Source organism: Brevibacillus sp. MS2.2 (genome assembly GCF_013284345.1).
Lineage (GTDB): Bacteria > Bacillota > Bacilli > Brevibacillales > Brevibacillaceae > Brevibacillus > Brevibacillus brevis_C.
The window spans coordinates 127243-150175 of the sequence record NZ_JABSUZ010000002.1 but is presented as its reverse complement, the minus strand read 5'-3'; the positions used below and the strand labels follow the sequence as shown (position 1 = coordinate 150175).

At 45.0% G+C, this 22933-nt stretch carries 22 protein-coding genes; 13 read left to right on the top strand and 9 right to left on the bottom strand.

Annotated elements, in window-relative coordinates; genetic code table 11:
* The first annotated feature begins 148 nt into the window (after positions 1-148).
* From HP568_RS02325 to HP568_RS02310, 4 genes are all read left to right on the top strand, one after another.
* Positions 149-916, top strand: a complete 768-nt coding sequence (locus tag HP568_RS02325) for an ABC transporter ATP-binding protein (RefSeq protein ID WP_048031203.1) — start codon at positions 149-151, stop codon at positions 914-916.
* Positions 917-929: 13 nt separating this feature from the next.
* Entirely contained in the window at positions 930-2807 is a 1878-nt protein-coding gene (locus tag HP568_RS02320; protein ID WP_048031204.1) for an FtsX-like permease family protein, read from the top strand.
* 211 nt (positions 2808-3018) lie between these two features.
* Positions 3019-3642, top strand: coding sequence for a hypothetical protein (locus HP568_RS02315; protein WP_173628194.1), 624 nt, complete (start codon positions 3019-3021; stop codon positions 3640-3642).
* Positions 3643-4418: 776 nt separating this feature from the next.
* Complete coding sequence (locus HP568_RS02310; protein ID WP_235617724.1) at positions 4419-4877, top strand: DUF3888 domain-containing protein; 459 nt, start codon at positions 4419-4421, stop codon at positions 4875-4877.
* Between the two features lie 110 nt (positions 4878-4987).
* Here the strand turns inward: HP568_RS02310 and HP568_RS02305 are convergent, their stop codons facing one another.
* Complete coding sequence (locus HP568_RS02305; RefSeq protein WP_173628193.1) at positions 4988-5803, bottom strand: DUF4097 family beta strand repeat-containing protein; 816 nt, start codon at positions 5801-5803, stop codon at positions 4988-4990.
* A 735-nt stretch (positions 5804-6538) separates the two neighbouring features.
* Here HP568_RS02305 and HP568_RS02300 point away from each other — a divergent pair.
* From HP568_RS02300 to HP568_RS02260, 9 genes are all read left to right on the top strand, one after another.
* Positions 6539-7558, top strand: a complete 1020-nt coding sequence (locus tag HP568_RS02300; protein ID WP_048031207.1) for an ABC transporter substrate-binding protein — start codon at positions 6539-6541, stop codon at positions 7556-7558.
* A complete protein-coding gene (gene fhuB, locus HP568_RS02295) occupies positions 7558-9639 on the top strand; it encodes a Fe(3+)-hydroxamate ABC transporter permease FhuB (RefSeq protein WP_483862124.1) in 2082 nt (693 codons plus the stop codon). The genes HP568_RS02300 and fhuB overlap by 1 nt, the downstream gene beginning before the upstream one ends.
* A gap of 124 nt (positions 9640-9763) precedes the next feature.
* Positions 9764-11341: a helix-turn-helix domain-containing protein gene (locus tag HP568_RS02290; RefSeq protein WP_173628299.1), complete on the top strand. Its 1578-nt coding sequence runs from the start codon at positions 9764-9766 to the stop codon at positions 11339-11341.
* 117 nt (positions 11342-11458) lie between these two features.
* The gene (locus tag HP568_RS02285; protein WP_048031209.1) at positions 11459-12478 is read left to right on the top strand and encodes an ABC transporter substrate-binding protein; all 1020 of its coding nucleotides are present in this window, start codon (positions 11459-11461) and stop codon (positions 12476-12478) included.
* Between the two features lie 223 nt (positions 12479-12701).
* Complete coding sequence (gene desA / locus HP568_RS02280) at positions 12702-13760, top strand: Delta(5) desaturase DesA (RefSeq protein ID WP_173628192.1); 1059 nt, start codon at positions 12702-12704, stop codon at positions 13758-13760.
* A gap of 63 nt (positions 13761-13823) precedes the next feature.
* Positions 13824-14966 carry a sensor histidine kinase gene (locus HP568_RS02275; protein WP_048031211.1) on the top strand — a complete coding sequence of 381 codons (1143 nt, stop codon included), beginning with the start codon at positions 13824-13826 and terminating at the stop codon, positions 14964-14966.
* Positions 14963-15562, top strand: coding sequence for a response regulator transcription factor (locus HP568_RS02270; protein ID WP_048031212.1), 600 nt, complete (start codon positions 14963-14965; stop codon positions 15560-15562). The genes HP568_RS02275 and HP568_RS02270 overlap by 4 nt, the downstream gene beginning before the upstream one ends.
* A 168-nt stretch (positions 15563-15730) precedes the next feature.
* Positions 15731-16300: a helix-turn-helix domain-containing protein gene (locus HP568_RS02265; protein ID WP_173628191.1), complete on the top strand. Its 570-nt coding sequence runs from the start codon at positions 15731-15733 to the stop codon at positions 16298-16300.
* A 235-nt stretch (positions 16301-16535) separates the two neighbouring features.
* Positions 16536-17789 (top strand): CynX/NimT family MFS transporter, encoded by a 1254-nt coding sequence (locus tag HP568_RS02260; RefSeq protein ID WP_173628190.1) that lies wholly within the window; start codon positions 16536-16538, stop codon positions 17787-17789.
* Positions 17790-17801: 12 nt separating this feature from the next.
* Here the strand turns inward: HP568_RS02260 and HP568_RS02255 are convergent, their stop codons facing one another.
* The 8 genes from HP568_RS02255 to HP568_RS02220 form a co-directional block, all read right to left on the bottom strand.
* Positions 17802-18326, bottom strand: coding sequence for a GNAT family N-acetyltransferase (locus HP568_RS02255; RefSeq protein ID WP_173628189.1), 525 nt, complete (start codon positions 18324-18326; stop codon positions 17802-17804).
* A gap of 172 nt (positions 18327-18498) precedes the next feature.
* Positions 18499-19266, bottom strand: coding sequence for a matrixin family metalloprotease (locus HP568_RS02250; RefSeq protein WP_173628188.1), 768 nt, complete (start codon positions 19264-19266; stop codon positions 18499-18501).
* Between the two features lie 373 nt (positions 19267-19639).
* Positions 19640-20203, bottom strand: a complete 564-nt coding sequence (locus HP568_RS02245; RefSeq protein WP_048035696.1) for a hypothetical protein — start codon at positions 20201-20203, stop codon at positions 19640-19642.
* Positions 20204-20423: 220 nt separating this feature from the next.
* Positions 20424-20717: a spore coat protein gene (locus tag HP568_RS02240; RefSeq protein WP_048031219.1), complete on the bottom strand. Its 294-nt coding sequence runs from the start codon at positions 20715-20717 to the stop codon at positions 20424-20426.
* Positions 20718-20731: 14 nt separating this feature from the next.
* Positions 20732-20926, bottom strand: coding sequence for a hypothetical protein (locus HP568_RS02235; protein WP_173628187.1), 195 nt, complete (start codon positions 20924-20926; stop codon positions 20732-20734).
* Positions 20927-20954: 28 nt separating this feature from the next.
* Positions 20955-22091: a zinc-dependent alcohol dehydrogenase gene (locus HP568_RS02230; protein ID WP_048031221.1), complete on the bottom strand. Its 1137-nt coding sequence runs from the start codon at positions 22089-22091 to the stop codon at positions 20955-20957.
* Between the two features lie 15 nt (positions 22092-22106).
* Positions 22107-22478 carry a spore coat protein gene (locus HP568_RS02225; protein WP_048031222.1) on the bottom strand — a complete coding sequence of 124 codons (372 nt, stop codon included), beginning with the start codon at positions 22476-22478 and terminating at the stop codon, positions 22107-22109.
* Positions 22479-22491: 13 nt separating this feature from the next.
* The gene (locus tag HP568_RS02220) at positions 22492-22737 is read right to left on the bottom strand and encodes a spore gernimation protein GerQ (RefSeq protein ID WP_173628186.1); all 246 of its coding nucleotides are present in this window, start codon (positions 22735-22737) and stop codon (positions 22492-22494) included.
* Between the last annotated feature and the right edge of the window lie 196 nt (positions 22738-22933).

Genomic DNA, 22933 nt, shown 5'->3' with positions numbered 1-22933 from the left:
TGGCTTTTCTTCGTCTCGCGTAATAAACCTTACAAAATGTAAAGGTAACTGTAAGGAACATCAATAGCTCCTATTCTGGAATTTGGTTACAGTTAATAGCGACGGAAACAACGAACGCTAGCCAATAGATAGAATGGAGGAACGTAGCATGAGTACTGCTGTACTAGAAGTAAAAGACGTTCAAAAAATATATGGGACAAAAGGTGAGAGCCAGTCGCATGCCTTAAAAGGCGTATCGCTGACCATAGATAAAGGAGAGTTCGTGGGAATCATGGGGCCATCCGGTTCGGGTAAAACGACTCTGCTTAACGTGATTTCCACACTGGATCGTCCTACGGAAGGCTTTATTGAAATTGCGGGTACGAACATTACACAGATGAAGCGTAACCAGCTCGCAGATTTTCGCTCGCAAAAGCTCGGCTTTATCTTTCAAGATTTCAATCTGCTAGAGAATTTGTCCGTGTACGAGAACATTGCATTACCGCTGTCTCTGCAAGGTGTCCCTTCCAAAGAGATCAGCAACAAAGTAAGTAAAGTGGCACAAACACTCGGGATCGAAGAGATTTTGCCAAAATATCCGGTTCAAATTTCCGGGGGACAAAAACAACGCGCCGCAGCAGCACGCGCACTTGTGCATGATCCGGCGATTTTGCTGGCGGACGAACCGACAGGCGCCCTCGACTCGAAGAATGCGAAAAGCTTGCTGGAAACGATGACAGATTTGAACGAGAACCACCAAGTATCAATCATGATGGTTACACATGATGCTTTTTCAGCGAGTTATTGCAAACGTATCTTGTTCATTCAGGACGGCAAGCTGTACACCGAGATTCAACGTACGGGGGATCGTCAGCAATTTTTCAAACAAATTCTGGATGTACTGGCCGAGCTGGGTGCATCACATGATGTACGCTAGGAGGTAACGTTTCATGCTTTTCAAGCTATCCTTGTCCAGTATGCGGAAGATGATGAAGGACTATCTGGTTCTGCTCGTGGGTCTGGTCATCTCCATTTCGATTTTTTACATGTTCCAGACGCTTGCCCTCAATTCTGATTACACGAAAAACAACTCGATGATCTCTTCGATTCAGATCGTTTTCAATGTAGGGGCATTCCTGCTGGCGTTTATCACGATTTTTTATATCTTCTATGCCAACTCATTTCTACTCTCGCTACGGCGCAAAGAGCTCGGAATGTACATGGTCCTAGGGGCGAAGAAGGGGAAAATCAGTCAGATTTTGTTCCTGGAAACATTGACGATGGGGATCATTTCCCTGGTGATCGGTAGTCTGGTTGGTATTGCGCTTGCAAGCGGTATTGGCGTTTTGCTCATGAACCTGCTGGAGATTTCCACGGATGGGTACTATCCTTTTTATCTGCCAGCGATTTGGATGACATGGGGATTCTTCCTCATCCTGTTTATCATCACATCCACGATCAATGCGGCTCGTTTGGCTCGTGCAACTGAGCTCGCTCTCATCCGTGCCGAGCAACAGAATGACAAAATCAAGTCAAAAGGAATCGGAGCGGTTTTGGTCGCTATCCTTGGCGTTATCCTGTTGGCTCTGGGCTATACATGCCTGCACTTGATTATGTACCTGCAAGCACTCGGCTTTATCGTAGGCGCTATTTCATGCACAATCGGGACGTACTTGATATTCATCTCGTTGCTGCCCGTTCTTGTACAGGCTTTGAAGAAAAATAAAAAGCTGAATGATAGCAAGTTGAACGCATTCACCTTTGCTCAACTGCGCTTTCGGGTGAACAACCTGACCAAAATCCTTGGTACAGTAGCCATGCTGATCGGGCTTGGTGTCGGGGCGATGGCAGGGGGCTTGGCCTTCCAGCAAAACGTCAATTTGTTTACCACGGTGTTCCATGTGTATGACGTGAATCTGCATGATCCGGTAGAAGCGGATTATCAGGCATTGAAAAAAATGAACGTCATGGAGCAAAATACGTATCGATACAAAGTCGACGACAAGGCGTATTACTACTTGAAGGAAGACTTGCTGGCAAATCCGCTGTTGCTTTCCACGAACAGCATTCAAAATTACTCTGCTGACAACAAGCCAAAACTTGTGACAGATCCGCTTCCGAAAGAAACGTATATCGTTAGTGCGTCAAAAGAAGACAAAGGTAAATACGATGCCATTCCTGAGGATTGGGACAAAGCGATATTCACCAACTTTATCAACTACCAGATGATTGAGGGCAAATCTGTTCTGGTTGTGGATCAGGCGACGTATGAGCAAACCGCTGGAAGTGAACACAAGGTTCTCCTTGCCCAGGTAGACGACTATTTGAAATACACGCAGGAATTAAAAGCAATGGATGAGCGTCAAAAGCAAATGATTGGGTCTATCACAAATGTGGAAACGAAAGACGTATACACATCTTCCAAATACAGCACGTATGCGGGCATGTATATTTTCACAAGCGGGACGATGTTCATGGGCTTCTTCCTGGGCATTGCCTTCCTGGCGATGATGGCGAGCTGCCTGATGTTCAAAATCTTGTCCGGTGCTTCCCGTGACAAAGACCGCTACAGCATGCTGCGAAAAATCGGCGTACGTCAATCGTTGCTCGTAGGTTCGATCTATAAAGAGCTGTTTATGGTATTCATTTTTCCGGCGATAGTCGGTCTGATGCACGTATTGATCGGTATGGAGATGTTCTCGTTCATCCTCTTGGACCCGTATCTGAACATCTGGATTCCAACGCTGATTTTCGTTGTGATCTATGCGATTTACTATTACATCACGGTTCAGCTTTATCGTGGAATTGTGTTGCCAAAAGAAGCGTAATTTTAAAGGAAAAAATCCTCCTCATTAGAGGGGGATTTTTTCTTTTTTATGGAGCGCTTCTTCTGTTCTTGGGAACGAACGTACCTGCATGGGATAAGCTATATGACCATTGAACTTTAATAAAAATTTTAAGTTTACCCCACTTTATATTTTAGAAGTTTTTTCTAACTTATACCTAGGAAAGAAATCATAAACGCGAAGGAGAATTGATATGAAAATAAACCTTAAAAAAACATCAGTACGTTTGACAGCTTTAGGATTGGCTACTGCGATTTCCCTATCTGGAGCTTTAGTAGTAAGTGCAAATGAAAACCCAACTCAAAAGACTGTAGCTCAAAACCAAGAATTGTATGCAGGAACTTACAAAAAGCTCTCAGCTTCCGAAGCTCTTGCCGACAAGGCTGTGAAAGCAGCAATCGATAACGTCTATGTACAGTTTCCAGAAACAAAATCTTATGAGATCGTTGCTTATCAAGATGTGGTTTCAAAAGGTGAGTATGATAAGTATGTTATTAGACTTGAAAAAGATTCAAACAACTTTTTTCACTTTGCAATAGATTCGAAAACGGGGAACCTTAGCTATACCATACAATCATTGGATGCTGCTACAGTTCTATCATACCCAAATGTAAAATCCGCGGTAGATAAATTCTATGCCTCACATCCAGAAGCAAAATCCTACGTGATTTCAAATGCCAATATTGTAGACAACTTTGTAGGCAAATTTAGCAGATATAACCTTACGTTTACTGGAAAAGATCCCAAACAATCAATCACTATTGGAATAGATGTGAAAACGGGAGAGATTATACCTACGAAGAAGCAAGAGCTCTAGGAAATAGTGTTGTAGACTGAACCTGTTGAAATGCCAAAGTTGTTTTGGAGTGAGGCTATCTAGAAAGTCGGCTTAGACTGACTTTCTAGATAGCCCCTTTACGTTTTATCACGACCATAAGGCTTTGGTTTTTTGAACTATCCTGCCCATAGTGTAATGATCCTGCGAGTCTAAGTGTTCAAAGAAAATAAAGTTTTAGACTGACTTTCGGATATTACGCTAACGGGCAGTGTAGTTCGAAGCTGTCGGTTGCCGAAAACTTTATTCCATTCCCAACAAAGAAAAAACCCAATGCAATTGCATTGGGTTCAAACATTGGTACAACCGCGTTCGCCAAGTAACCGACGTCCATGCAGCCCCATCTGAACAGCAAACCCGGGTAGACCAACAGAGCTTAGAGGGAGACTAGCTCTGCGAGCTAATAGTTTTGACAAATTATATCGCCTTTCTCCAATAACTTACAGATGATTTGGGATGCCCTGTCTTTCATCATGGAGTGCATGTAACTGTTGTCTTGAGAGTCAATGGGGTATACCTTTCCTGTAAAATTAGACCTCAGGGCATTGGATGTTTAGCAAAGAGAACTAATATGCATGCTATTTCTATTTTTATCCATATCACGCTAACGGGTTCGATAGTTGCATAACAGTAAGAACCAGAACTGCCTTGTGAGGCAGCTTCTTTCATTAACCAACGGGCAGGAATCCTCATTATGGGTATGTCAATTTTCGTCAAGTAAATAATACCCATGGGAGGAGATGAATGGCTTGAAAAAAATGCTAAGCTTGCTTTCTATACTATTCATGTTTTTACAGGTACCTTCACAGACTAATGCTTCCAATCTAGAGGTGAATATCAAACAGATAAAGGATTTACAAGATGTTTTTATTACGACTTTGGACCCTCATATCTCTAAAGCTATTAGAGAATACTACAAAGTGAAAGGCATACCAATGAGAAGTTATGCATTATGGGATGCCAAAATTCTTGAAATACAACGGTTAGAGGAAGGTAGTTTTTCGTTTAAAGTAACTATACAAATCCGAACCTATACAGGGACACATAATCCACCAGAAGGTGTAGAGACAATGACGTTCAATATCAGTCCTTTTGGAGTAAAATTACTTGAATTTGTCCATCATGAAGGGGAACCCCAAGACTTCCTAACTGGGGATAAAATTGGTTCTTGCTTTGCCTGTTCAGTTATTCCACTAACGGGTTCGATAGTTCAATGAGTCAGTCTAAAACTCTATTATCAATGAACATCTGTCCGTTGTTCTAAAAATGGATGCTAACAATACCAGGCCTGATCATGATTATGGCAAGCCTGGTACGATGATGACACTTAATTTTTGAATAGAATTTCGCCCACCTGTGTGGAAATGTTGAGCGTTGCATTCCCGGATTGAGCCTCACCCACATATCCATTGAGTTCTTTGGAAACAACCGATGTGGTATTTGTTGCTTTTTCAAGATTAACCTGGTTATCGATATTTCCCATTTCTGTTGATAAATTTACATATAGAGGTGCTAATTGATCCGGTAGAGCGAATTCGACGTTTCCAAGGTTAGTAGATATGTTACTGCTTTCCTTGCCAATTACATCCGTTACGGTGATGTTGCCAGCATTGCTGCTCACATTTAAATGTTGGACCGATAATTCTGACTCAATGAATATGTTGCCAACTTCATTATCTATCTCAAGGGATTTGAAGTCTTTATAAGGAAGATGGATCGTTAAGGATGGCAAAGGCTCCGTATTTATGAGCTTCTTTTGTTCCTGTTTAAGCATAATCTGTAATGTTCCATCTTGGATCGACGTAGTCACATTGGTATCCATTCCTTTTGAATTGCCCTTGGATAATTCCCATTGTGCTTGAGTGATTTGTTTGTCTCCTATGACTTTAACTATGGCAGCGTTACTCTGAATTTTTAGGGAATGAATGTTAGTTACATCTATTTGAGAAATATCTCCTTTTACTGCATTCGAGACATTCTTCATATCCGATGTTTCTGAATTTGCAATTGTGTTCGTCGGTATAGAAGCGTTTTGCTGGGACGAACTTTGTGCACTAGTGACGGAGGATTCCTTCGTACATCCAGCGATTCCGATACTGGCAGCGGCCAGGAGAATCATTGCTAACTTCATGTTCTTGTTCAAACGTTTATCTTCCTTTCTTCTGCATGCTAAACAGATCATCATTTTAAATTACGTGATCCGTATGTACATTAATCGTACAGTGGTTAGAAAGATTTGGTAACGGACTCTGGCTTGAATAAGAACTGGACTTAAGTCTAGAAAGAGCCTCCGCCTTTAAACCTAGAGGCACATGATGAATCGAATCCTTGATGTTTAGAAATTAACCGTTTACTCTTTAAAGATGTTTCAGGGGTAACGCTCAGAGAAATCGAGTCGCCCTGAAACAACTCACAGAGAAAAGAAAAGGAAGTCGCGCATATACGCCACTTCCTTTTAAATCGGGAGTTCCGCAGTGTGGTACACGCATAAAAGGGCAACATTAATTCCCCTTGCTTTTATTATAAAGTGCACAAAAAAATAATGAGTTTCGTTCAACCAACGGGATCGATAGCGTAATAAAACAGCGGCGAGTCTAAGACTTTTTTTCAGGTCTTAGGTCGCTGCTGTTTTATTATTATTCGGGTTCAGTCTAAAACTAATTTTTCTGAGTCTGGAGATTTTTGTATCCAAGAACTACATAGAGTCAACAACTCCAGTCTATTACATTATTTTCAACGAACACTAAGACTTTGAACACATCTCACCGTTGACAAAGATAATGATAATCATTATCATAATCAATGATTGATTGGAAATCATGTCCATCATCCTTTCTCATTCGATGTAACACCCAGAAAAGTAAGGGGGAATTTTTTCATGCGTCTTATGAAATTACCAGTAATGCTTGTATTTTTGTCTGCGATGCTGTTACTCGCTGCTTGCGGCAATGCAGGGTCAACTGCACAATCTGGTTCCAACCAAGCTGCTACAGCTCAGCCTGACGCGGCGAAGCCTGCTGAAGAGCAAGTGCGTACAGTGAAGCACATGATGGGAGAGTCGACTATCAAAGGCACTCCTAAGCGTATCGTTGCATTGGAATGGAGCTCAGCAGAGCATTTGTTGGCTCTTGGTATTCAGCCTGTAGGGATTGCAGATATTCCAAATATGAAAAAATGGGTCAAACTCCCTGTGGAGATTGCTCCAGAAGTAGTGGATGTAGGGAGTCGTACTTCACCGAACCTGGAATCGATCATGATGTTGAAGCCAGATTTGATTATCGGTATTAAACGAAATGTAGAAGCGAATTACGACGAAATGAGCAAAATTGCCCCAACGATTGCTTTTGATACGAATCCTGCTGAAGGGCAGGGATCACAGTATGATCGAATGATCGAGATCTTCAAGCAAATTGCGGATATCACAGGTAAAAATGCAGAAGCTGAAGCCGCTTTGAAAGACCTCGACAAGACTTATGCAGAAGCAAAAGAAAAGCTGACCAAAGCTGGTGCAGATAAAGTTCCATTCGTCCTCGCAATGGGCTACAGCAGTCAAAATGCAGTAGAATTCCGTTTGTCTACGGATAACTCTACAGCAGCAAGCATCTTGATTAACATTGGTCTGACAAATAAGTATAAGCCTAAGAAATTTGAGCAAACAGGAATGACACTGGCAGATGTGGAGGCACTTCCAGCGTTGCAGGATGCGAATTTCCTCCATATCATTCAAAATGATGACAACGTGATTGAGAATCAATTGAAGAACAACCCGGTTTGGAACGGTCTCACTTTTGTGAAAGAAAATCGCGTCTATGCTCTGGGCGGAGATCTGTGGCCGTATGGTGGTACCATGTCTGCAAAGATTCTCGCGAATAAAGTTGTAGATCTGTTGGCAAAATAATGAGTTTAGCCAAACATAAAATGTTTACACGAACTGACATCACTCCAGCCACTTCCTCACAAAGAGGGGGCTGGAGATTGTTCTTGATGTTAGGGAGTGGACTTGTCGCTCTGTTAGTGCTTACATTTGTCAGTTTGACACAGGGGATGGCAGACATTTCTCTGCGTTCTGTCGTACAGGCCATTATTGCTCCGCAAGACATTTCTGATCACCATATGATACAAGGTGTCAGGCTTCCAAGAACGGTCATGGGGCTTTTGTCTGGTGCAGCATTGGCTATTGCCGGGGCATTGATGCAGACGGTGACACGAAACCCGCTCGCTTCGGAAACGACCTTGGGGGTAAATGCGGGTGCCTATTTCTTCGTGGTGTTCGGGATGGTTTTTTGGCCATCATTCTTGCATGAACATCCGCTTCCATTTGCAATGGCGGGTGGAATACTTGCAGCCGTTACCGTATACTTCATGTCTGGCGGGCGCAAGGGTACGCCAGTGCGTGTGGCATTGTCCGGGATGATTGTCACCTTGGTGTACTCCTCTTTGACGAGTGCCATCATCTTGTTTAATGAAGAAACGACAAACGGCATTTTCCTCTGGGGTTCAGGCTCCTTGAAGCAAAATGACTGGTCAGGTGTAGAATTCAGTTGGCCATGGATTGTAGCTGGGATTTTGGTCAGCTTTTTCATGGCCAGACAGCTCGATGTACTTAGCCTTAATGAAGAGACGGCGAAATCATTGGGGCAAAAGGTGGCAAAAACACGGCTTTTCACCATGTTTATTGCGATCTTGGTTACGTGCGTTAGTGTCAGTGTGGTCGGGCCTATCGGTTTCATCGGACTCGTGGCTCCGCATCTGGTGCGATTGTCCGGTATCACGCAGCATAGATGGTTGCTACCGCTATGTGCCATCTGGGGGGCAGCGCTGCTTGTCGCTTCCGATACGATTGCACGTATGTTTATCAATCATTATGGTGAACTCCCGGCAGGAGCCATCACGGCAGCTATTGGCGGACCATGGCTGATCTGGCTGGCTTTGCGTGTCTCGCGCAGTATGACTGCTGGGACTGGAGGCTCGATGAGTGTCGGTGGAGCACAACGCAAAGTTTCGTATCCGTTGATTGTGTGCACGCTTGCTGTTCTGCTCGTGGTCGCTTGGATGCTTAGCCTGTCTAGCGGAAACTTGTACTTGCCGTGGACCGAGATCATCGCCATTTTCATGGGACAAGGAAATGAGATGTACAGTCAATTGGTGTTTGAGCTTCGGATGCCGCGACTGTTGACAGCGATGTTGGCAGGTGTGGCACTCGCGATCAGCGGAAGTCTCATGCAGAGTGCAGTACGTAATCCGCTTGCAGATCCGCAGATTGTCGGTGTAACAAGCGGTGCGGGTGTAGGGGCGATTATCGTGCTCCTCGTGTTCCCTCAACTCTCGGCTTGGATGCCGCTTGGGGCTGTTGCAGGCGGAATCATCTCTGCTGCGATTGTATACGCGGTCTCTTGGAGAAGGGGACTCAATCCAATCATCTTGACGCTAGTAGGTATTGCGGTTTCTGCCGCAGGTGCCGCCCTTATCAATATTTTGATCGTACATTCTATGATCTTGGCAGCGCCTGCACTCACTTGGCTGGCAGGAAGTACATACGGGCGGGGATGGATGGAAGTAGGCCGACTTTTGCCAACGATCCTCGTCTTAGCACCGATCGCGTGGTGGTTAGGACGTCGGGTGGACCTCTTGTCATTTAACGACGAGAGCTCGACTGGATTGGGGTTAAAGGTGCGGATGACGAGGTTGTCTGTGGCACTCATTGCCGTGCTGCTCGCTTCAGCAGCAGTTGCCAGTGTCGGAGCTGTAGGGTTTATCGGTCTTCTCGCTCCGCATGCGGCACGTATGCTTGTTGGACCTCATCATCGTCGTGCGGTCGTCGTCTCAGCCATGCTTGGAGCTGTATTGTTGGCTGCTTCTGATTTGCTGGGCAGGATCGTCATGATCCCGAAAGATATTCCGGCGGGGGTCGTGGTGGCGTTACTAGGCGCGCCCTATCTGTTCTTGCTGATGTTCCGTTCGAGTCGTTCCTCACAATAGACAGGCAGGTACTTGCCAAATAGAAAGATCTCCAACATGATGAAAGTAGAACAGGCTGATTCTGGCAATCAGCTTGTCTACTTTTTCTTGTTATTTCCGGCGATAGAAGGATGTGAATCTGTTGATGATGAATCAAGATTATCCTGGCTTTTTGATGACCGCCTTTCGCAAACAGCGATTGAAAAATTTTCACCTGCGTCAGGTGGAGGTAAACACCCATGTCCTTTGCTATGTGGTAGAAGGAAGTGCAGAGATTACGGTTGATGGTCAAAAGCAGGTGCTCGACGCCGGTAAGCTTTTGTTGTTGCGCCCGACGACGAAGATTGAAGAATTGCGGTTCCAATCAGGGCCGTTGCACATATACAGGCTGCATTACGTGGAAGCAAGACGCGATCAGTACGAGAGCGCTCCCGAGAGGAAAGAAGTCAAGGTTTTGACTGTCTCTACTCCCGCCTCATTTCTGACGGTATTGGATGAGCTCTCGCAATTGACACGGAAGCGGGACTACTCTTCTTTTTTGCGGAGCCAAGCATTGTTCTACGAGCTGCTTGGTGTTGTTCATGTTGAACAGAAAAAGAAAGAAGAAAAGGGTATTGGAGCGATTGAGGAGACGATCGCCTACATGCAAAAGCACTACCGCGAGCCACTGGAATTGGGGAGCTTGCCCAAACTGGCGGGGTTGACTCCCAGCTCATATTGCCGTGCTTTCAAACGTGTGACGGGAATGACACCTGGGGAGTATTTGACTGGGTTGCGGATGGAACAGGCCAAGGAGCTGCTTGTCCATTCTGGAGGAAGTGTGAAGGATGTGGCTCGTAACGTAGGTTATACGGATGAGCTGTATTTTAGTAGACTCTTCAAAAAACGAGAAGGATTGTCGCCGCAAATATATATGAAGCAAAGTGACCAACGGGTAGTCGTGGTCAGCAAACTATTTTTGCAGGATCATTTTCTTGCGATGGGAATTCAGCCGATTGCTGCCCCCTCCTTCCCGAATTACTTTGAAACGAGGACGGGCTTTCCTTCTTATTTGCAGCAAAAGCTGCGCGGGACAAAAGCACTGAATGCAGAGCAATTGATCGATCCGAAAGAGATTTTGACTTTGTCGCCTGATGTGATCGTCAGGATGAATTTTTTCCACAATCGGGAGGCAGGAGACTGGGAGAAAATAAAAGGAACGGTCTCCTTTGATGGCTATCCGAACTGGATTGACTACCAAACCAAATTGGCGACGCTCTTCAAGAAAGAGAGCCAGGCAGAGAAAATCATCAAGCACATCGACAAAGTAGAAAAACAAGCAAGAGATGCACTATTGCCGGTTACACGCACGGGTGAATGGACGATGATTCGCGTCCTTGCAGATGAGGTGCGCCTGTATGGTGTAGAGGGACACGCCCTCGCTGACTTGTTTTATCACAAGCTTGGATTTGCGCCTGACCCGAATGTGACTCACGCGGCCTATCAACCAAATGCCCTCAACGATCTGATCAAATTGAACCCGGAGCGAATCCTCGTGTTCTGGAGTGAACGGGAGCATGTGGCAGCACTGTGGAACAACCCGCTGTGGAGAGACTTGCGTGCAGTGCGGGAAAACAAAGTGTACCATCCCGCCAATCACGAATGGGACCCATGGGGACCGTTTGGCAGAGAACATACGATTCAAAGGAGCACAGCGTATTTTCTCCAGGTTGCTCAGGGGTAATCTGGTCCATGGCAATTAGACAATCACGTCCATAGAAAAGTAAGAGGAGTCTCTATATACTATCAATTGATAATTGTTATCAATAAGTTGATAAGCAGAAGTGGGGGCATTCTCGATATGAAAAGTAAGACCAGTTTACGTACCATGCGCCACATCATGACCAGCTTCTTCGCGCTGTGCTTGCTGGTTGTCCTTGCCGGTTGCGGAGGCAATGCCAACCAAGCTCAACAAGCGCCAGTTGCATCGGGAACGACGACTGAGGCTACTCCAGCACCAGCGGATTCCAATGAAGTGCGTGAAGTGAAACATGCAATGGGTACCACCCCGATTAAGGGAACACCAGAACGCGTGGTTATTTTAACCAATGAAGGTACGGAAGCTTTGCTAGCACTTGGCGTCAAGCCAATCGCTGCTGTACAGTCCTGGGATGAAGATCCTTGGTATCCTCACATCAAGGATGAGATGACAGGCGTAGAAGTGTTGGGCTTTGAAGACCAGCCGAATCTCGAAGCGATTGTAAGCCTGAGTCCTGATTTGATCATCGGAAACAAAGTACGTCATGAAAAGATTTACGATCAACTGTCCAAAATCGCTCCAACCGTCTTCTCTGAAGAGCTGTCCGGAAGATGGAAAAGCAACTTCACGCTCTATGCAGAAGCACTGAACAAGAAGGCGGAAGGCGAGCAAGTCCTGAAAGAATTCGACGACCGTGTAGCCGCTGCGAAAGCAAAGCTGGGTCCTAAAGCTTCTACAAAAGTATCCGTAGCGAAATTCTCCAAAAAAGGCGTACAAATCTATCAAAAAGATACCTTTAGCGGTGTGCTGCTCGATCAGCTTGGACTCGCACGTCCAGCTTCCCAGGACGTAAACAACTTTGCGGAAATGATCAGCGAAGAAGGCATGTCCGCTATGGACGGCGACATCCTGTTCTACTGGGTAACGGAGCCAACGAAAGAATCCGCAGACATTGCGAACAACGCGAAAAAATGGATGGAAAGCCCAGTCTTCCAATCTCTGAATGTGGCGAAGACCAATCAAGTTTACCAAGTAGACGAAACGGTTTGGAACAAAGCAGGCGGCATCAAGGCAGCGAATTTGCTGCTCGAAGATATCATGAAGCGCCTCGATGTGAAGTAAGAAGAATAAAGAGTCAAAGCCAAGGACCTCATCCGAAGTATGGATGGGGTCTTTTTACTAAACCTAAATTTTCCATTCCTTTGTTCAACCATGACATTTGTCATGTCCTCGACTTGACGTTTATGACTACAGCGGACAGACTCTATTTTCTACAATAAGGGTAGAATAAGGCGTACGGCGCATTCCATGTCTCTATGCGCTTTGAACGAGGAGGAAACAATTGATGCATCAAGCCAATATTGCCGAGTTGAAAAAGAATGTTGCCCCCTTTGAAAAATCAGACATGAAAAAGAGTATCCGACAGCTAATCAATACACTAGTTCCGCTGATTCTACTCTGGTACGGTGCTTATCTCAGTCTGTCTGTGTCCTATTGGCTCACGCTGCCTATCGTCATTGTTGCAGCAGGCTTCGTCATCCGTACCTTCATCATTTGCCACGATTGCTGCCACCAATCCTTTTTCAAAAATCGCCTGGCAAATGACATCGTGGGGACGATTACAGGTGTGATTACCCTTGTTCCGTATGAACAATGGAAAAATAGTCACAATATTCACCATGCAACGAGCAGCAACCTCGACAAACGAGGCGTAGGCGATCTGTGGATGTTGACTGTTAATGAATATCTCGAAGCTCCAACCTGGCGAAAAATTGCTTATCGGTTGTATCGTAATCCGATCGTTATGTTTGGTTTGGGTCCTATTTTTGTCTTTTTGCTTCAATATCGTTTTAATGTAAAGCGAGCTCGCCGCAAAGAGCGGATGAATACGTATTTGACGAATGTGCTGCTGGTCGGTCTTTATACGCTCTTAATCTGGGCGGTTGGCTGGCAAGCATTCCTGCTGATTCAAGGTCCGATCTTTTTTGTCTCAGGATTGTTTGGGATTTGGCTGTTTTATGTGCAGCATACGTATGAGGATTCGTACTTTGAGAACGAAGAAGAGTGGAGCTACGTGAAAGCAGCAGTAGAAGGAAGCTCTTACTACAAGCTGCCGAAGGTGCTGCAATGGATCACAGGCAATATTGGTTTTCACCACGTCCATCACTTAAGCCCACGTGTACCGAATTACAACCTGGAAAAAGCACATAACGAGACACCGCCGCTTCAGAAGGCGACAACGATTACATTGGCGGCCAGCGTGCAGTGCCTGCGTTTTCATTTATGGGATGAGAGCAACAAGCGTTTTGTGAGCTTCAAAGGCATCAAGCGGTTGGCTGCTGCTCGATCCGAAGCGATCATGGATGCACTTAAAGGCACCCAAACGAGTTTGGAAGGAAAATAAGCCTGCCATAAACCTTTGAATTCCGATACACTTGAGAGAGTGGCGAAGAAAAGGTGGGCAAGCATGCAGAAGCAGAAGTGGTATCACATTCTACAAAAAAATACGGGTTTGAGCCCTTATGTGTGGGTTGTCTTCTACATCCTGCCATTCTATTTCATCTTCCGGTCATCCTCGACGTACGAAGCGGTGATCGGAATCATCATGATCATTCTGTTTTTCATTTGCTATGTATTCTCCTTCCTGTCAAAGGGTTGGCTGATTTACTTTTGGACGAGTGTGCAGATCATCATATCCATCGCCATGACCTTGATGTTCGGCTATGTGTATTTCTCGCTCTTCCTGGCGTTTTTTATCGGGAATATCGAGAACAAGATCGGCTTTGTTACGCTGTACACGGTTCATTTGATTAGCACCACCATATCGGTCAACATCGGCTTTTTCACCAAAAACGCGCAATTGATTGGCCAGCTTCCGTTTGTTTTGGTTAGCATGATTGCGGTCATTCTCTTGCCCGTGACCACGTACAACTGGAATAAGCGAGAGAAGTTGCAGGGAGAGCTGGAGCATGCGAACAAGCGAATATCGGAGCTGGTTAAGCTCGAGGAACGCCAACGCATTGCCCGCGATTTGCATGATACGTTGGGGCAGAAGCTCTCCTTGATTGGGTTGAAAAGCGATTTGGCGAACAAGCTGATCAACAAAAATCCTGCTCTGGCGAGAACAGAGCTGGAAGAGATCAGGCAAACGGCGCGAATCGCTTTGAAAGAAGTACGGGAAATGGTCACGCAAATGCGTGGGACGCGGCTAGAAGATGAGATGTTTCGGATCAAGCAAATTTTCAAGGCGGCGGAAATTGAATTCGTGCTGGAAGGCGACACGAATCTGACCAACACTTCGCTGATGACAGAAAACGTGTTGTGCATGTGCCTGAAAGAAGCGGTCAACAATATTGTGAAGCATAGCAATGCCACCGCCTGCTCCATCGTCATCGAACCCACCCGTACTGATCTCGTCGTAAGCGTAACGGACAATGGGATTGGAATGGCGGAGGAATTGGTCTATCGAGGCAACGGTTTGCGCGGGATGAAGGAACGGCTGGAATTTGTCAACGGAAGCATGGAAATCCAGTCCTCCATGTCTGGAACACAGCTAGTGATTCGAGTACCCAACGTCTTCAAACAACCTGAACAGGAGGCGGGAGGATGATTCGCATTGTCATTGCAGAGGATCAGCGGATGCTCTTGGGAGCCCTTGCTTCCCTGCTCGATTTGGAAGAGGATATGAAGGTCGTCGGAAAAGCAAGTAATGGTGAGGATGCGGTCAAGCTCGTGCATCAGCATCAACCCGACATTTGCATCATGGATATCGAAATGCCGGTCAAAAGCGGATTGGATGCTGCCGAGGAATTGAAAGGCAGCGGCTGCAAGGTGATGATTCTGACGACCTTTGCCCGCCCAGGTTACTTCGAACGAGCACTGAAGGCAGGTGCAAACGGCTACTTGCTCAAGGACAGTCCGAGCGAAGAGCTGGCCAGCTCGATTCGCAGCATTATGGCAGGGCGGCGGATCTATGCGCCTGAGCTGGTCGATGAGGCATACGGACAAGAGAATCCACTGACGGAGCGGGAAAAGGAAGTCCTGCTTTTGATCGCTGACGGGAAGAACACCAAGGAGATTGCCAGCCAACTGTACATTACGACAGGGACTGTGCGGAATTACATCTCCGTTATTCTCGACAAGCTCGGTGTGAGCAATCGGATCGAGGCGATTATGCATTCCAAGGAAAAAGGCTGGTTTAAGTAGCAGATCAGTTGGAGGAGGCCCTTTCTGTTTTGGCAGGAAGGGTTTCTTTTTTATGGGGTTATGATTGATGATCTGGTATATTTAGTATGATTTCATCCACCATCTTATATGAAATGCTAATCGCATCTTTTTTATCGTTTCCATCGTTATGGCAAAGGGGGGCTTAAAGTGAATCTAGAAACCGATGATCCCAAACAAGTTGTTTTACAGGTTGGAGGGGTATTAAAAAAAATTCGTAAAGAGAAGCATTTGAGCCTTGAAGATTTATCAGAACGATCCGGTGTGAGCAAGCTGACACTAGGAAATATTGAACGCGGAGAAACCAACCCAACAATTGGGGTGTTGTGGAAAATTTCGAAATGCTTATCTATACCACTCTTGGCTTTATTCTCAACGGAAAACAGTGTGAATCTGTCCAGAGCCGGGAAGGGACTCAGAATTGCTGGGGATAATAAAGAGTGGGTTATTGAGCCAATCTTTCAAAACGTAAGTAGTGAAATGGAAACGTATAGAGCTTATTTACAACCGAATAGCTCATACCATCCAGAGAAGCATCACCACAATACAACGGAAATTGCGACAGTAATGTCAGGAACCCTTTCCATTCATGTAAATAATGAGTCATACACCTTGAATCAATATGATTCAATTAGTTTTTGTGCAGATGGCACACATTCATATATAAATCAGTCCGACGAGCTTGTTGTGCTCCATATTATATTGAAATACGGGGTCTAAAAATCGATCCCCAGTATTCTTCATAGACTACGATGACTATGCCCCTTTATCGACCGAATGGTTGCTAGGGGGTTATTTTTCGTTGTGATTTATTAGAGAGATGAAAGATATTGGACAATTTCCGTTTGTTATATTATAGTTTGTTTTGTAGATTTAAAAGTATATTATAATATACTTTTTATTTCGGTTACGAATGAACTCCTGTATTCAATCTAATAGACAAAGAGGGAAAATGATGAGCACGCAAGATAGTAAATCAAATACAAATGTTTCTCGATCAGCCGTTTGGGTGGTTATTGTAGGGATTATATTTATTGCAGCTAATTTACGGGCTCCTTTAACCTCGGTGGGGCCTCTAGTTGGTCTTATTAGGGACGATGTCCATATTTCGAATACGCTGGCAGGTATGATTACCACGTTGCCCCTATTAGCCTTTGCTCTTTTTTCTCCTATTGTTCCTAAATTAGGACGAAAGTTTGGAGTAGAAGTCATTATTCTAATTTCCATCATCCTGCTTACTTTTGGGGTTATTTTGCGTTCTCTCTCAGGAATCGCTACTTTATATATCGGTACTGCTGTTCTTGGATTGGCAATTTCCGTTTCTAATGTAATGTTGCCTAGTCTTATTAAACGAGAGTTTCCTGAACGAATTGGTTTAATGACTGGTGTATATTCCGTTTCTATGAATTTATTGGGAGCAATTGCATCTGGTATTAGTGTTCCCATTGCAGTTGGATTAGGAGTTGGATGGCAAGGGGCATTGGGTATATGGGGCATTCTTAGTTTGGCATCCGTACTATTTTGGTTACCCCAAATGAAACGCCGCAATAGGGAAACAGCCACGGTTCAAAATCAATCGGCTGATAGCCGTGTGAATTTATGGCGTTCGCCATTAGCGTGGCAAGTAACCTTGTTTATGGGACTCCAATCTACGTTTTTCTATGTACTGATCACATGGCTACCTGAAATCTTAAAACAGCAAGGAACAAGTTCAGATCAATCTGGTTGGTTACTTTCCGTTATGCAGTTAGCCTTGCTTCCATTTACATTTGTCGTTCCGATTATCGCAGGACGTATGTCCAGTCAACGTTCATTAGTTACGATTACGACCATTTTGCTTTTAATGGGAACGCTTGGATTGCTTTACGGAAGCTCGAATTTTATTGTTTGGTGGATCATCATGCTAGGAATTGGTGGAGGTTTTGCATTTAGTTTATCGATGATGTTTTTTGGCTTACGTACAGAGAATGCTCAACAGGCTGCAGAGTTATCCGGTATGGCTCAATCAGTTGGATACCTGCTTGCTGCAATAGGCCCGACCCTGTTCGGATATCTGCATGATGTAACGGATAGCTGGACTGTTCCACTTCTACTTTTGGTTTGTGCGTCAATCTTGCTCTTTGTATTTGGTCTCGGTGCAGCTAGAAATCGTTCTATTGGTTCAAAGGCAACGATTCCACCGAGTACAATACCGCCAAAAGCGATGTAAGCAGACCATCCGTTATCTCTCCAACGAATAAAAACAGTCATTCACCATCCGGCCAGCAATTTCAGTGCTTTCGGGCACGATTTTATCCAGCTTCATTCCAGCTTTCTCTAAAACGCGTCGTGAAGCGGCATGCTCTTCGGAACAAACAGCCGTAAATTTTTTAAATCCAAACGTATCCACAGCGAAATCAAATACGCGTCTGATTGCTTCCGTTGCATAGCCCTTGCCTTTGAATCCGTCCAGAATGATGAAGCCTACTTCCGCAGTGAGATTTTCCCGGTTACGGGTGCAGATGCTAATCAAGCCAACGTCGCTACTGGAGTCGGTTTCACGTATGATCCAGGTTAGCCAGTGGATGGATTCGAGGCTCCACGGAGCGAGTTCTTTCTCAAAGTTACGGCGGATATCTTCCTCGCTCATGGTCGCTCCGATATGCTCCATCAGTGTTGGGTTGGAATAGATGGAGCGGATCAGCTCCCTATCGGGTAATGCCACTTTAGTGAGAGTCAGGCGCGCACTGAGAATTTGATTATTCATGGGGAGCCTCCTTTGGTAATCGTAAGGAATATTTATAATAGAATCCGCAATTAGATAAGAAGGAAAGGAGTCTATCACCAAGAGTGGGGGTGTTCATCAAAAAAGGCCGTCGACTTTCTCGACAGCCAAAAGAGTGCCTTGCCTTGTCTTTTTATGTGGGACAAAGCATTCGTTATCGACTATAAATTCTTATAAGCTCATTGATGTCATTTTGTGTAGGGCCTGTAATTCTTGTTAGCCAAGAATTATTCATGATCGAGTGATCCGACCTATGATTTAGTCGTAGGACATGTCCAATCTCATGAGTAGCCAAAGCTTCTAAATAAGCGGCGTTTCTGTTGCTCACTCTGTTCCATTGGATGACGGTACCACCGGTAACTCTGGAACCATTCGATTGCCACCAGCCAAATCCATCATACCCCCTCGCATAGCCTTCACCTAAGGTTATGGGAGCATTTTGTGTTGGTGTTAATGAAACAATTCCTGTGTTGTTCCAATTTCGTATGGCATTATCATAGGCCTGTCTGAGAGCAGGGATATTCGTCGTAATTGTTACCTGATACGAGACTAATACCTTATTTTGATCGGTTGCAGGTGGGTTTCCATTAATAAAAGCAGAGGCAACATAGTGTTTTACGCCGTTTTTCTCGTAGAAAAACCATCTATTATCAGGGGCATTTGTCCAAAAGTCATTGAGCGAGGTACCTCGGGTCCAACCTGAAAATTGTACACGGGTATTTGGTTGAAGCTTGTCGATGATAGTAGCAGAAGTAGTCGGGCCGGTACGGATATTGACAGGGATCGAAGCGGATACACCACTAAAATCCACGCGATATTCGGATTGATCCTGTGCGTGTGTCGGCGTTACAAAATATCCATTTACAAGAGTGACAAGAGAAATGGTGAGCAATAAAAGTTTACCCAAAATTCTTTCTAACATCATGAAGCTCCTTTCCAAACAAGAGTTTTCGTGTTTCCAAGTACAGTTCTCTGTGGACCTCCTTCTCAATTTTTTTGATTACAAAAACAAATTCATTCCTACTAGTCCATCTCTTTTGAGTAGTTTGAAATTGTTTGTCTAATGGTAAAATAAATACCCAATATTTTCAAGATAACTACAAATTATTTACAATATTGTCGTTTTTTACTGAAAATGATCAAGAAGCTTCGGTAGAGGTTGGAGTCCTCTGCCTGTGGCCAAAGAGAAAAGGAAAAAAGCTGATGTCGATTGAGTTTCGACATCAGCTTGTGGACGGGATACATGTCATGTGCCTAGTAATTGAGGACGCGGTTATCCCATTATTCTGATTAGCCTATAGGCGCTTGATCAGGTTCATTGTTCCCGATGATCTGATAATGATCCAGCCGTCAGGAATAGGCGAGCCTAGCATCACCCATACCTCTTGACCAGAAGAAGCGTTGTTCAAATTTTTAATCTGGTTCATATTCCCAGAGCTTCTGATCACAACCCAGCCGTCAGGAATAGGCGAGCCGAGCATTACCCAAACTTCCTGGCCAGAAGAAGCGTTATTCAAATTTTTGATCTGGTTCATATTCCCAGAACTTCTGATCACAACCCAGCCGTCAGGAATAGGTGAGCCGAGCATTACCCAAACCTCGTAACCAGCAGGAGCATTGTTCAAATCCATAATCAGGTTCATATTGCCAGAAGATCTGATCACGACCCATCCGGTTGGAATAGGCGAGCCGAGCATTACCCAGACTTCTTGACCAAATGCGGCATTTTTGATTATTGTTTTTGCGGAGGCGGGCGCCTTCTCCTGTGAAGGTAGATCTGCCCCTTGGGCTTGAGCGGCTACACTTGGTACAGCGACAACTGAGCTTAATGTCAGGATGATCAAGGCTTTTTTAAACATGAACATCAACCTTTCTTGACAGTGGTAAATGTAGCGCTGAAACGATCATCGAGTAGATGCCAGATGTTGCGGTACTCTATCAAAGATATAAGGTGGATATCATCGCCTCTCTCTAAAAAAGCCATATATACCATTTTATAGGATGTTTATTCCTTTTGCTTTAGGAGATATTGTCGAATAGTAGACAAAATAAAAAGCACCCATAAAGGATGCTTTCACTTCACGAAAGATTTAACGCGGTCTGGATATTTTGCTGATCCAACTGAATCTGCTCGGTAATATTCCATGGATGATACCAGCCTCGCTCAATCATGTACAGGCTGATCTTTTCGTGTAAATCGATTGCTTCTTCCAATTGCTTGGTTAGTATTGCCTTAATTTCTGGGGTGCCTGTTTCCGTCAGTGCCATCGCATAGTTCCGCACACCGCTTTTGGCGGAGATGAGAAAGTCCATGGCGATTACTTGATCCGTCAGGGCACCCATACCAGCTAAGCTTTGAAGAATGCCAGACATTCCATGTTTCCCCCCTATGAATTTGCTTTTAATAGTAAAGAGTTCAGCTCCTGAAGCTGTCTGGTCGAGACGAGAACATCATCAGCCAAAAACTGCCTCAACGTCTCGTCTGAAACTAAGGCTTGCATTGTCTTTGACTTGGTCATGCATATGGTTTTAAAAGCAGCGATCTCATGCAGTTCAAGCTGTTCATGTAATCCGTAACCCATCGTAGCAAAATCCCCCCTTCTGTCTTCATCAAGGCTTCAAAATGACTTTTATGCAATTGTCGGTTTTCGTATCGAACACTTCGTATCCACGCTTAGCTTCACTCAAAGGGATGACATGCGTGATGATGTCGCCTGGATCGACTTTGCCGGTGGTAATGAGCTCATACATATATGGCATGTAGTGGATCACAGGAGCTTGTCCGGAACGTATGTTGACATTGCGTTGCATGATGTCTCCAAGAGGGAAGGCATTATAGCGCCCGCCATAAACACCGGTTATTTGGATCGTACCGCCTTTGCGGACTGCTTGGGTAGCGATGACAATTGCGCCCATAGCGCCTCCTTGCAGCTTCAAGCCACTCGCCAGAAACTCCAGAGCGGACATTTTTCCATCCATGCCAACCGCATCGATGACAACATCAGCACCGCCCTTCGTGATTTCTTTGAGGTAGTTGCCGATATTCTCCTTTTGCTCAAAGTTTACGATTTCAACGTTGTTTGTACGCTTTGCATGTTGCAGGCGGTAATCGATATAATCAACCGCAATCACACGTTTTGCACCCTTCAGCCAACAAAACTTTTGCACTAGAAGACCTACTGGGCCGCAGCCGAGAACGATCACGGTATCTCCGTTCTTGACACCTGCGTTATCTACGCTCCAATAGGCAGTTGGCATGGCATCGGCAATCAAGCACAGCTTTTCATCTTCTGCTTCGCAGTTTTCGGGTAGCTTGAAATGGGTAAAGTTCGCAAAGGGGACCCGTAAATACTCAGCCTGTCCCCCAGGATAACCGCCCGTTGTACCGGAATATCCGAAAAAGCCACCCATTTCCCCATTCTCGTTTGAATTGTCACATTGGCTTTCTAAATGGTTTTGGCAGTAAAAGCATTCGCCACAAGCAATCGTAAATGGAATGATGACACGGTCGCCCTTTTTCAGCTTGGTAACACCGGGGCCTACCTCTTCGACAATGCCCATTGGTTCGTGACCGATAATATAATCCTCTTGCAAATTGGGTATCATGCCATGAATTAAATGGAGATCAGATCCGCATATGGCGGTGCTTGTCAATTTCACGATCATATCATCGGGCTTTTCCATCTTCGGATCGGGTACCTCTTTTACCACTACGTTTTTAATGCCTTGGTATGTAACAGCTTTCATCGATAAGTTCCTCCATCACTGGTGTTCATCTGGTGTCCGATCGAACATGCCTTTTCGCGAGGTATCCTCAGGGAAGAGGTTCATTTGCCCGATTTGGATCGTTTCCAAGGCCGAGAGGTGGTCTAGTTGATACTGTTCATGGAGCTCGTAGGGATGAAACCACTTTTTCCTGAGCATCAACTCCGCGATTTCTTGATGGAGAGCAATTCCTTGATGGAGTTGTTTCCGCAATACGGATCTTGCTTCCGGAGTAACCGTTTCCGTCAGGGCGATTGCCGTGTTTCGGACGCCTTCTTTGGCACGAAGGAGGAAGTCCATCGCAAAAGTCATATCTGCCTTCTCCGGCATGTTTAACGCATTGATCGGGTCTAGATAATCGTTGTTCATCGGATTCTCACCTTCAGTTTATGATGGGGGTCGGACGAGTTTGCGGAATCGGTGCCTGGAAGGGGGCGTTCTTGTAAATAGCTTGGAGCTCAGCGATTGCTTGCATGGATTGCTCTACATCTTTTTGCATTAACGCCCGCAAATCCTGATCGAATACAATGCCTTGCATCAGCTTGGATTTGGCGAGGCAGAGTGTTTTGAAGTTAAGTACTTCATGAATATCCAGTGATTCATGGGCAGCCAGCGTCTGTTTATTCAACGTGCAACCCTCCTTTTGGGCGTTTTAACAGTTTTATTCTGTCCTTTGTGTTTCTTGGTATTCGAAAGAAGAAGTCTGCCGACAAGTCGAATTTTTCGAATAATCTGGACGAAAGGGAGGGGGTGTGCTACAAATAAAGCTAAGTTGAATTTATAAAGTCATTGGAGAAATTAATAGGGAGTAGTAATGGCGAACG

What these genes read in the sequence shown, in the direction of transcription:
- HP568_RS02285 (WP_048031209.1), top strand. Translation starts at nt 11,459, where the DNA reads ATGAAAAGTAAGACCAGTTTACGTACCATGCGCCACATCATGACCAGC.
- HP568_RS02250 (WP_173628188.1), bottom strand. Translation starts at nt 19,266, where the DNA reads ATGTTAGAAAGAATTTTGGGTAAACTTTTATTGCTCACCATTTCTCTT.
- HP568_RS02300 (WP_048031207.1), top strand. Translation starts at nt 6,539, where the DNA reads ATGCGTCTTATGAAATTACCAGTAATGCTTGTATTTTTGTCTGCGATG.
- desA (WP_173628192.1), top strand. Translation starts at nt 12,702, where the DNA reads ATGCATCAAGCCAATATTGCCGAGTTGAAAAAGAATGTTGCCCCCTTT.
- HP568_RS02255 (WP_173628189.1), bottom strand. Translation starts at nt 18,326, where the DNA reads ATGAATAATCAAATTCTCAGTGCGCGCCTGACTCTCACTAAAGTGGCA.
- HP568_RS02310 (WP_235617724.1), top strand. Translation starts at nt 4,419, where the DNA reads ATGCTAAGCTTGCTTTCTATACTATTCATGTTTTTACAGGTACCTTCA.
- HP568_RS02275 (WP_048031211.1), top strand. Translation starts at nt 13,824, where the DNA reads ATGCAGAAGCAGAAGTGGTATCACATTCTACAAAAAAATACGGGTTTG.
- HP568_RS02325 (WP_048031203.1), top strand. Translation starts at nt 149, where the DNA reads ATGAGTACTGCTGTACTAGAAGTAAAAGACGTTCAAAAAATATATGGG.
- HP568_RS02260 (WP_173628190.1), top strand. Translation starts at nt 16,536, where the DNA reads ATGAGCACGCAAGATAGTAAATCAAATACAAATGTTTCTCGATCAGCC.
- HP568_RS02315 (WP_173628194.1), top strand. Translation starts at nt 3,019, where the DNA reads ATGAAAATAAACCTTAAAAAAACATCAGTACGTTTGACAGCTTTAGGA.
- HP568_RS02245 (WP_048035696.1), bottom strand. Translation starts at nt 20,203, where the DNA reads ATGTTTAAAAAAGCCTTGATCATCCTGACATTAAGCTCAGTTGTCGCT.
- HP568_RS02230 (WP_048031221.1), bottom strand. Translation starts at nt 22,091, where the DNA reads ATGAAAGCTGTTACATACCAAGGCATTAAAAACGTAGTGGTAAAAGAG.
- HP568_RS02320 (WP_048031204.1), top strand. Translation starts at nt 930, where the DNA reads ATGCTTTTCAAGCTATCCTTGTCCAGTATGCGGAAGATGATGAAGGAC.
- HP568_RS02240 (WP_048031219.1), bottom strand. Translation starts at nt 20,717, where the DNA reads ATGTCTGGCATTCTTCAAAGCTTAGCTGGTATGGGTGCCCTGACGGAT.
- fhuB (WP_483862124.1), top strand. Translation starts at nt 7,558, where the DNA reads ATGAGTTTAGCCAAACATAAAATGTTTACACGAACTGACATCACTCCA.
- HP568_RS02225 (WP_048031222.1), bottom strand. Translation starts at nt 22,478, where the DNA reads ATGAACAACGATTATCTAGACCCGATCAATGCGTTAAACATGCCGGAG.
- HP568_RS02290 (WP_173628299.1), top strand. Translation starts at nt 9,764, where the DNA reads ATGATGAATCAAGATTATCCTGGCTTTTTGATGACCGCCTTTCGCAAA.
- HP568_RS02270 (WP_048031212.1), top strand. Translation starts at nt 14,963, where the DNA reads ATGATTCGCATTGTCATTGCAGAGGATCAGCGGATGCTCTTGGGAGCC.
- HP568_RS02235 (WP_173628187.1), bottom strand. Translation starts at nt 20,926, where the DNA reads ATGGGTTACGGATTACATGAACAGCTTGAACTGCATGAGATCGCTGCT.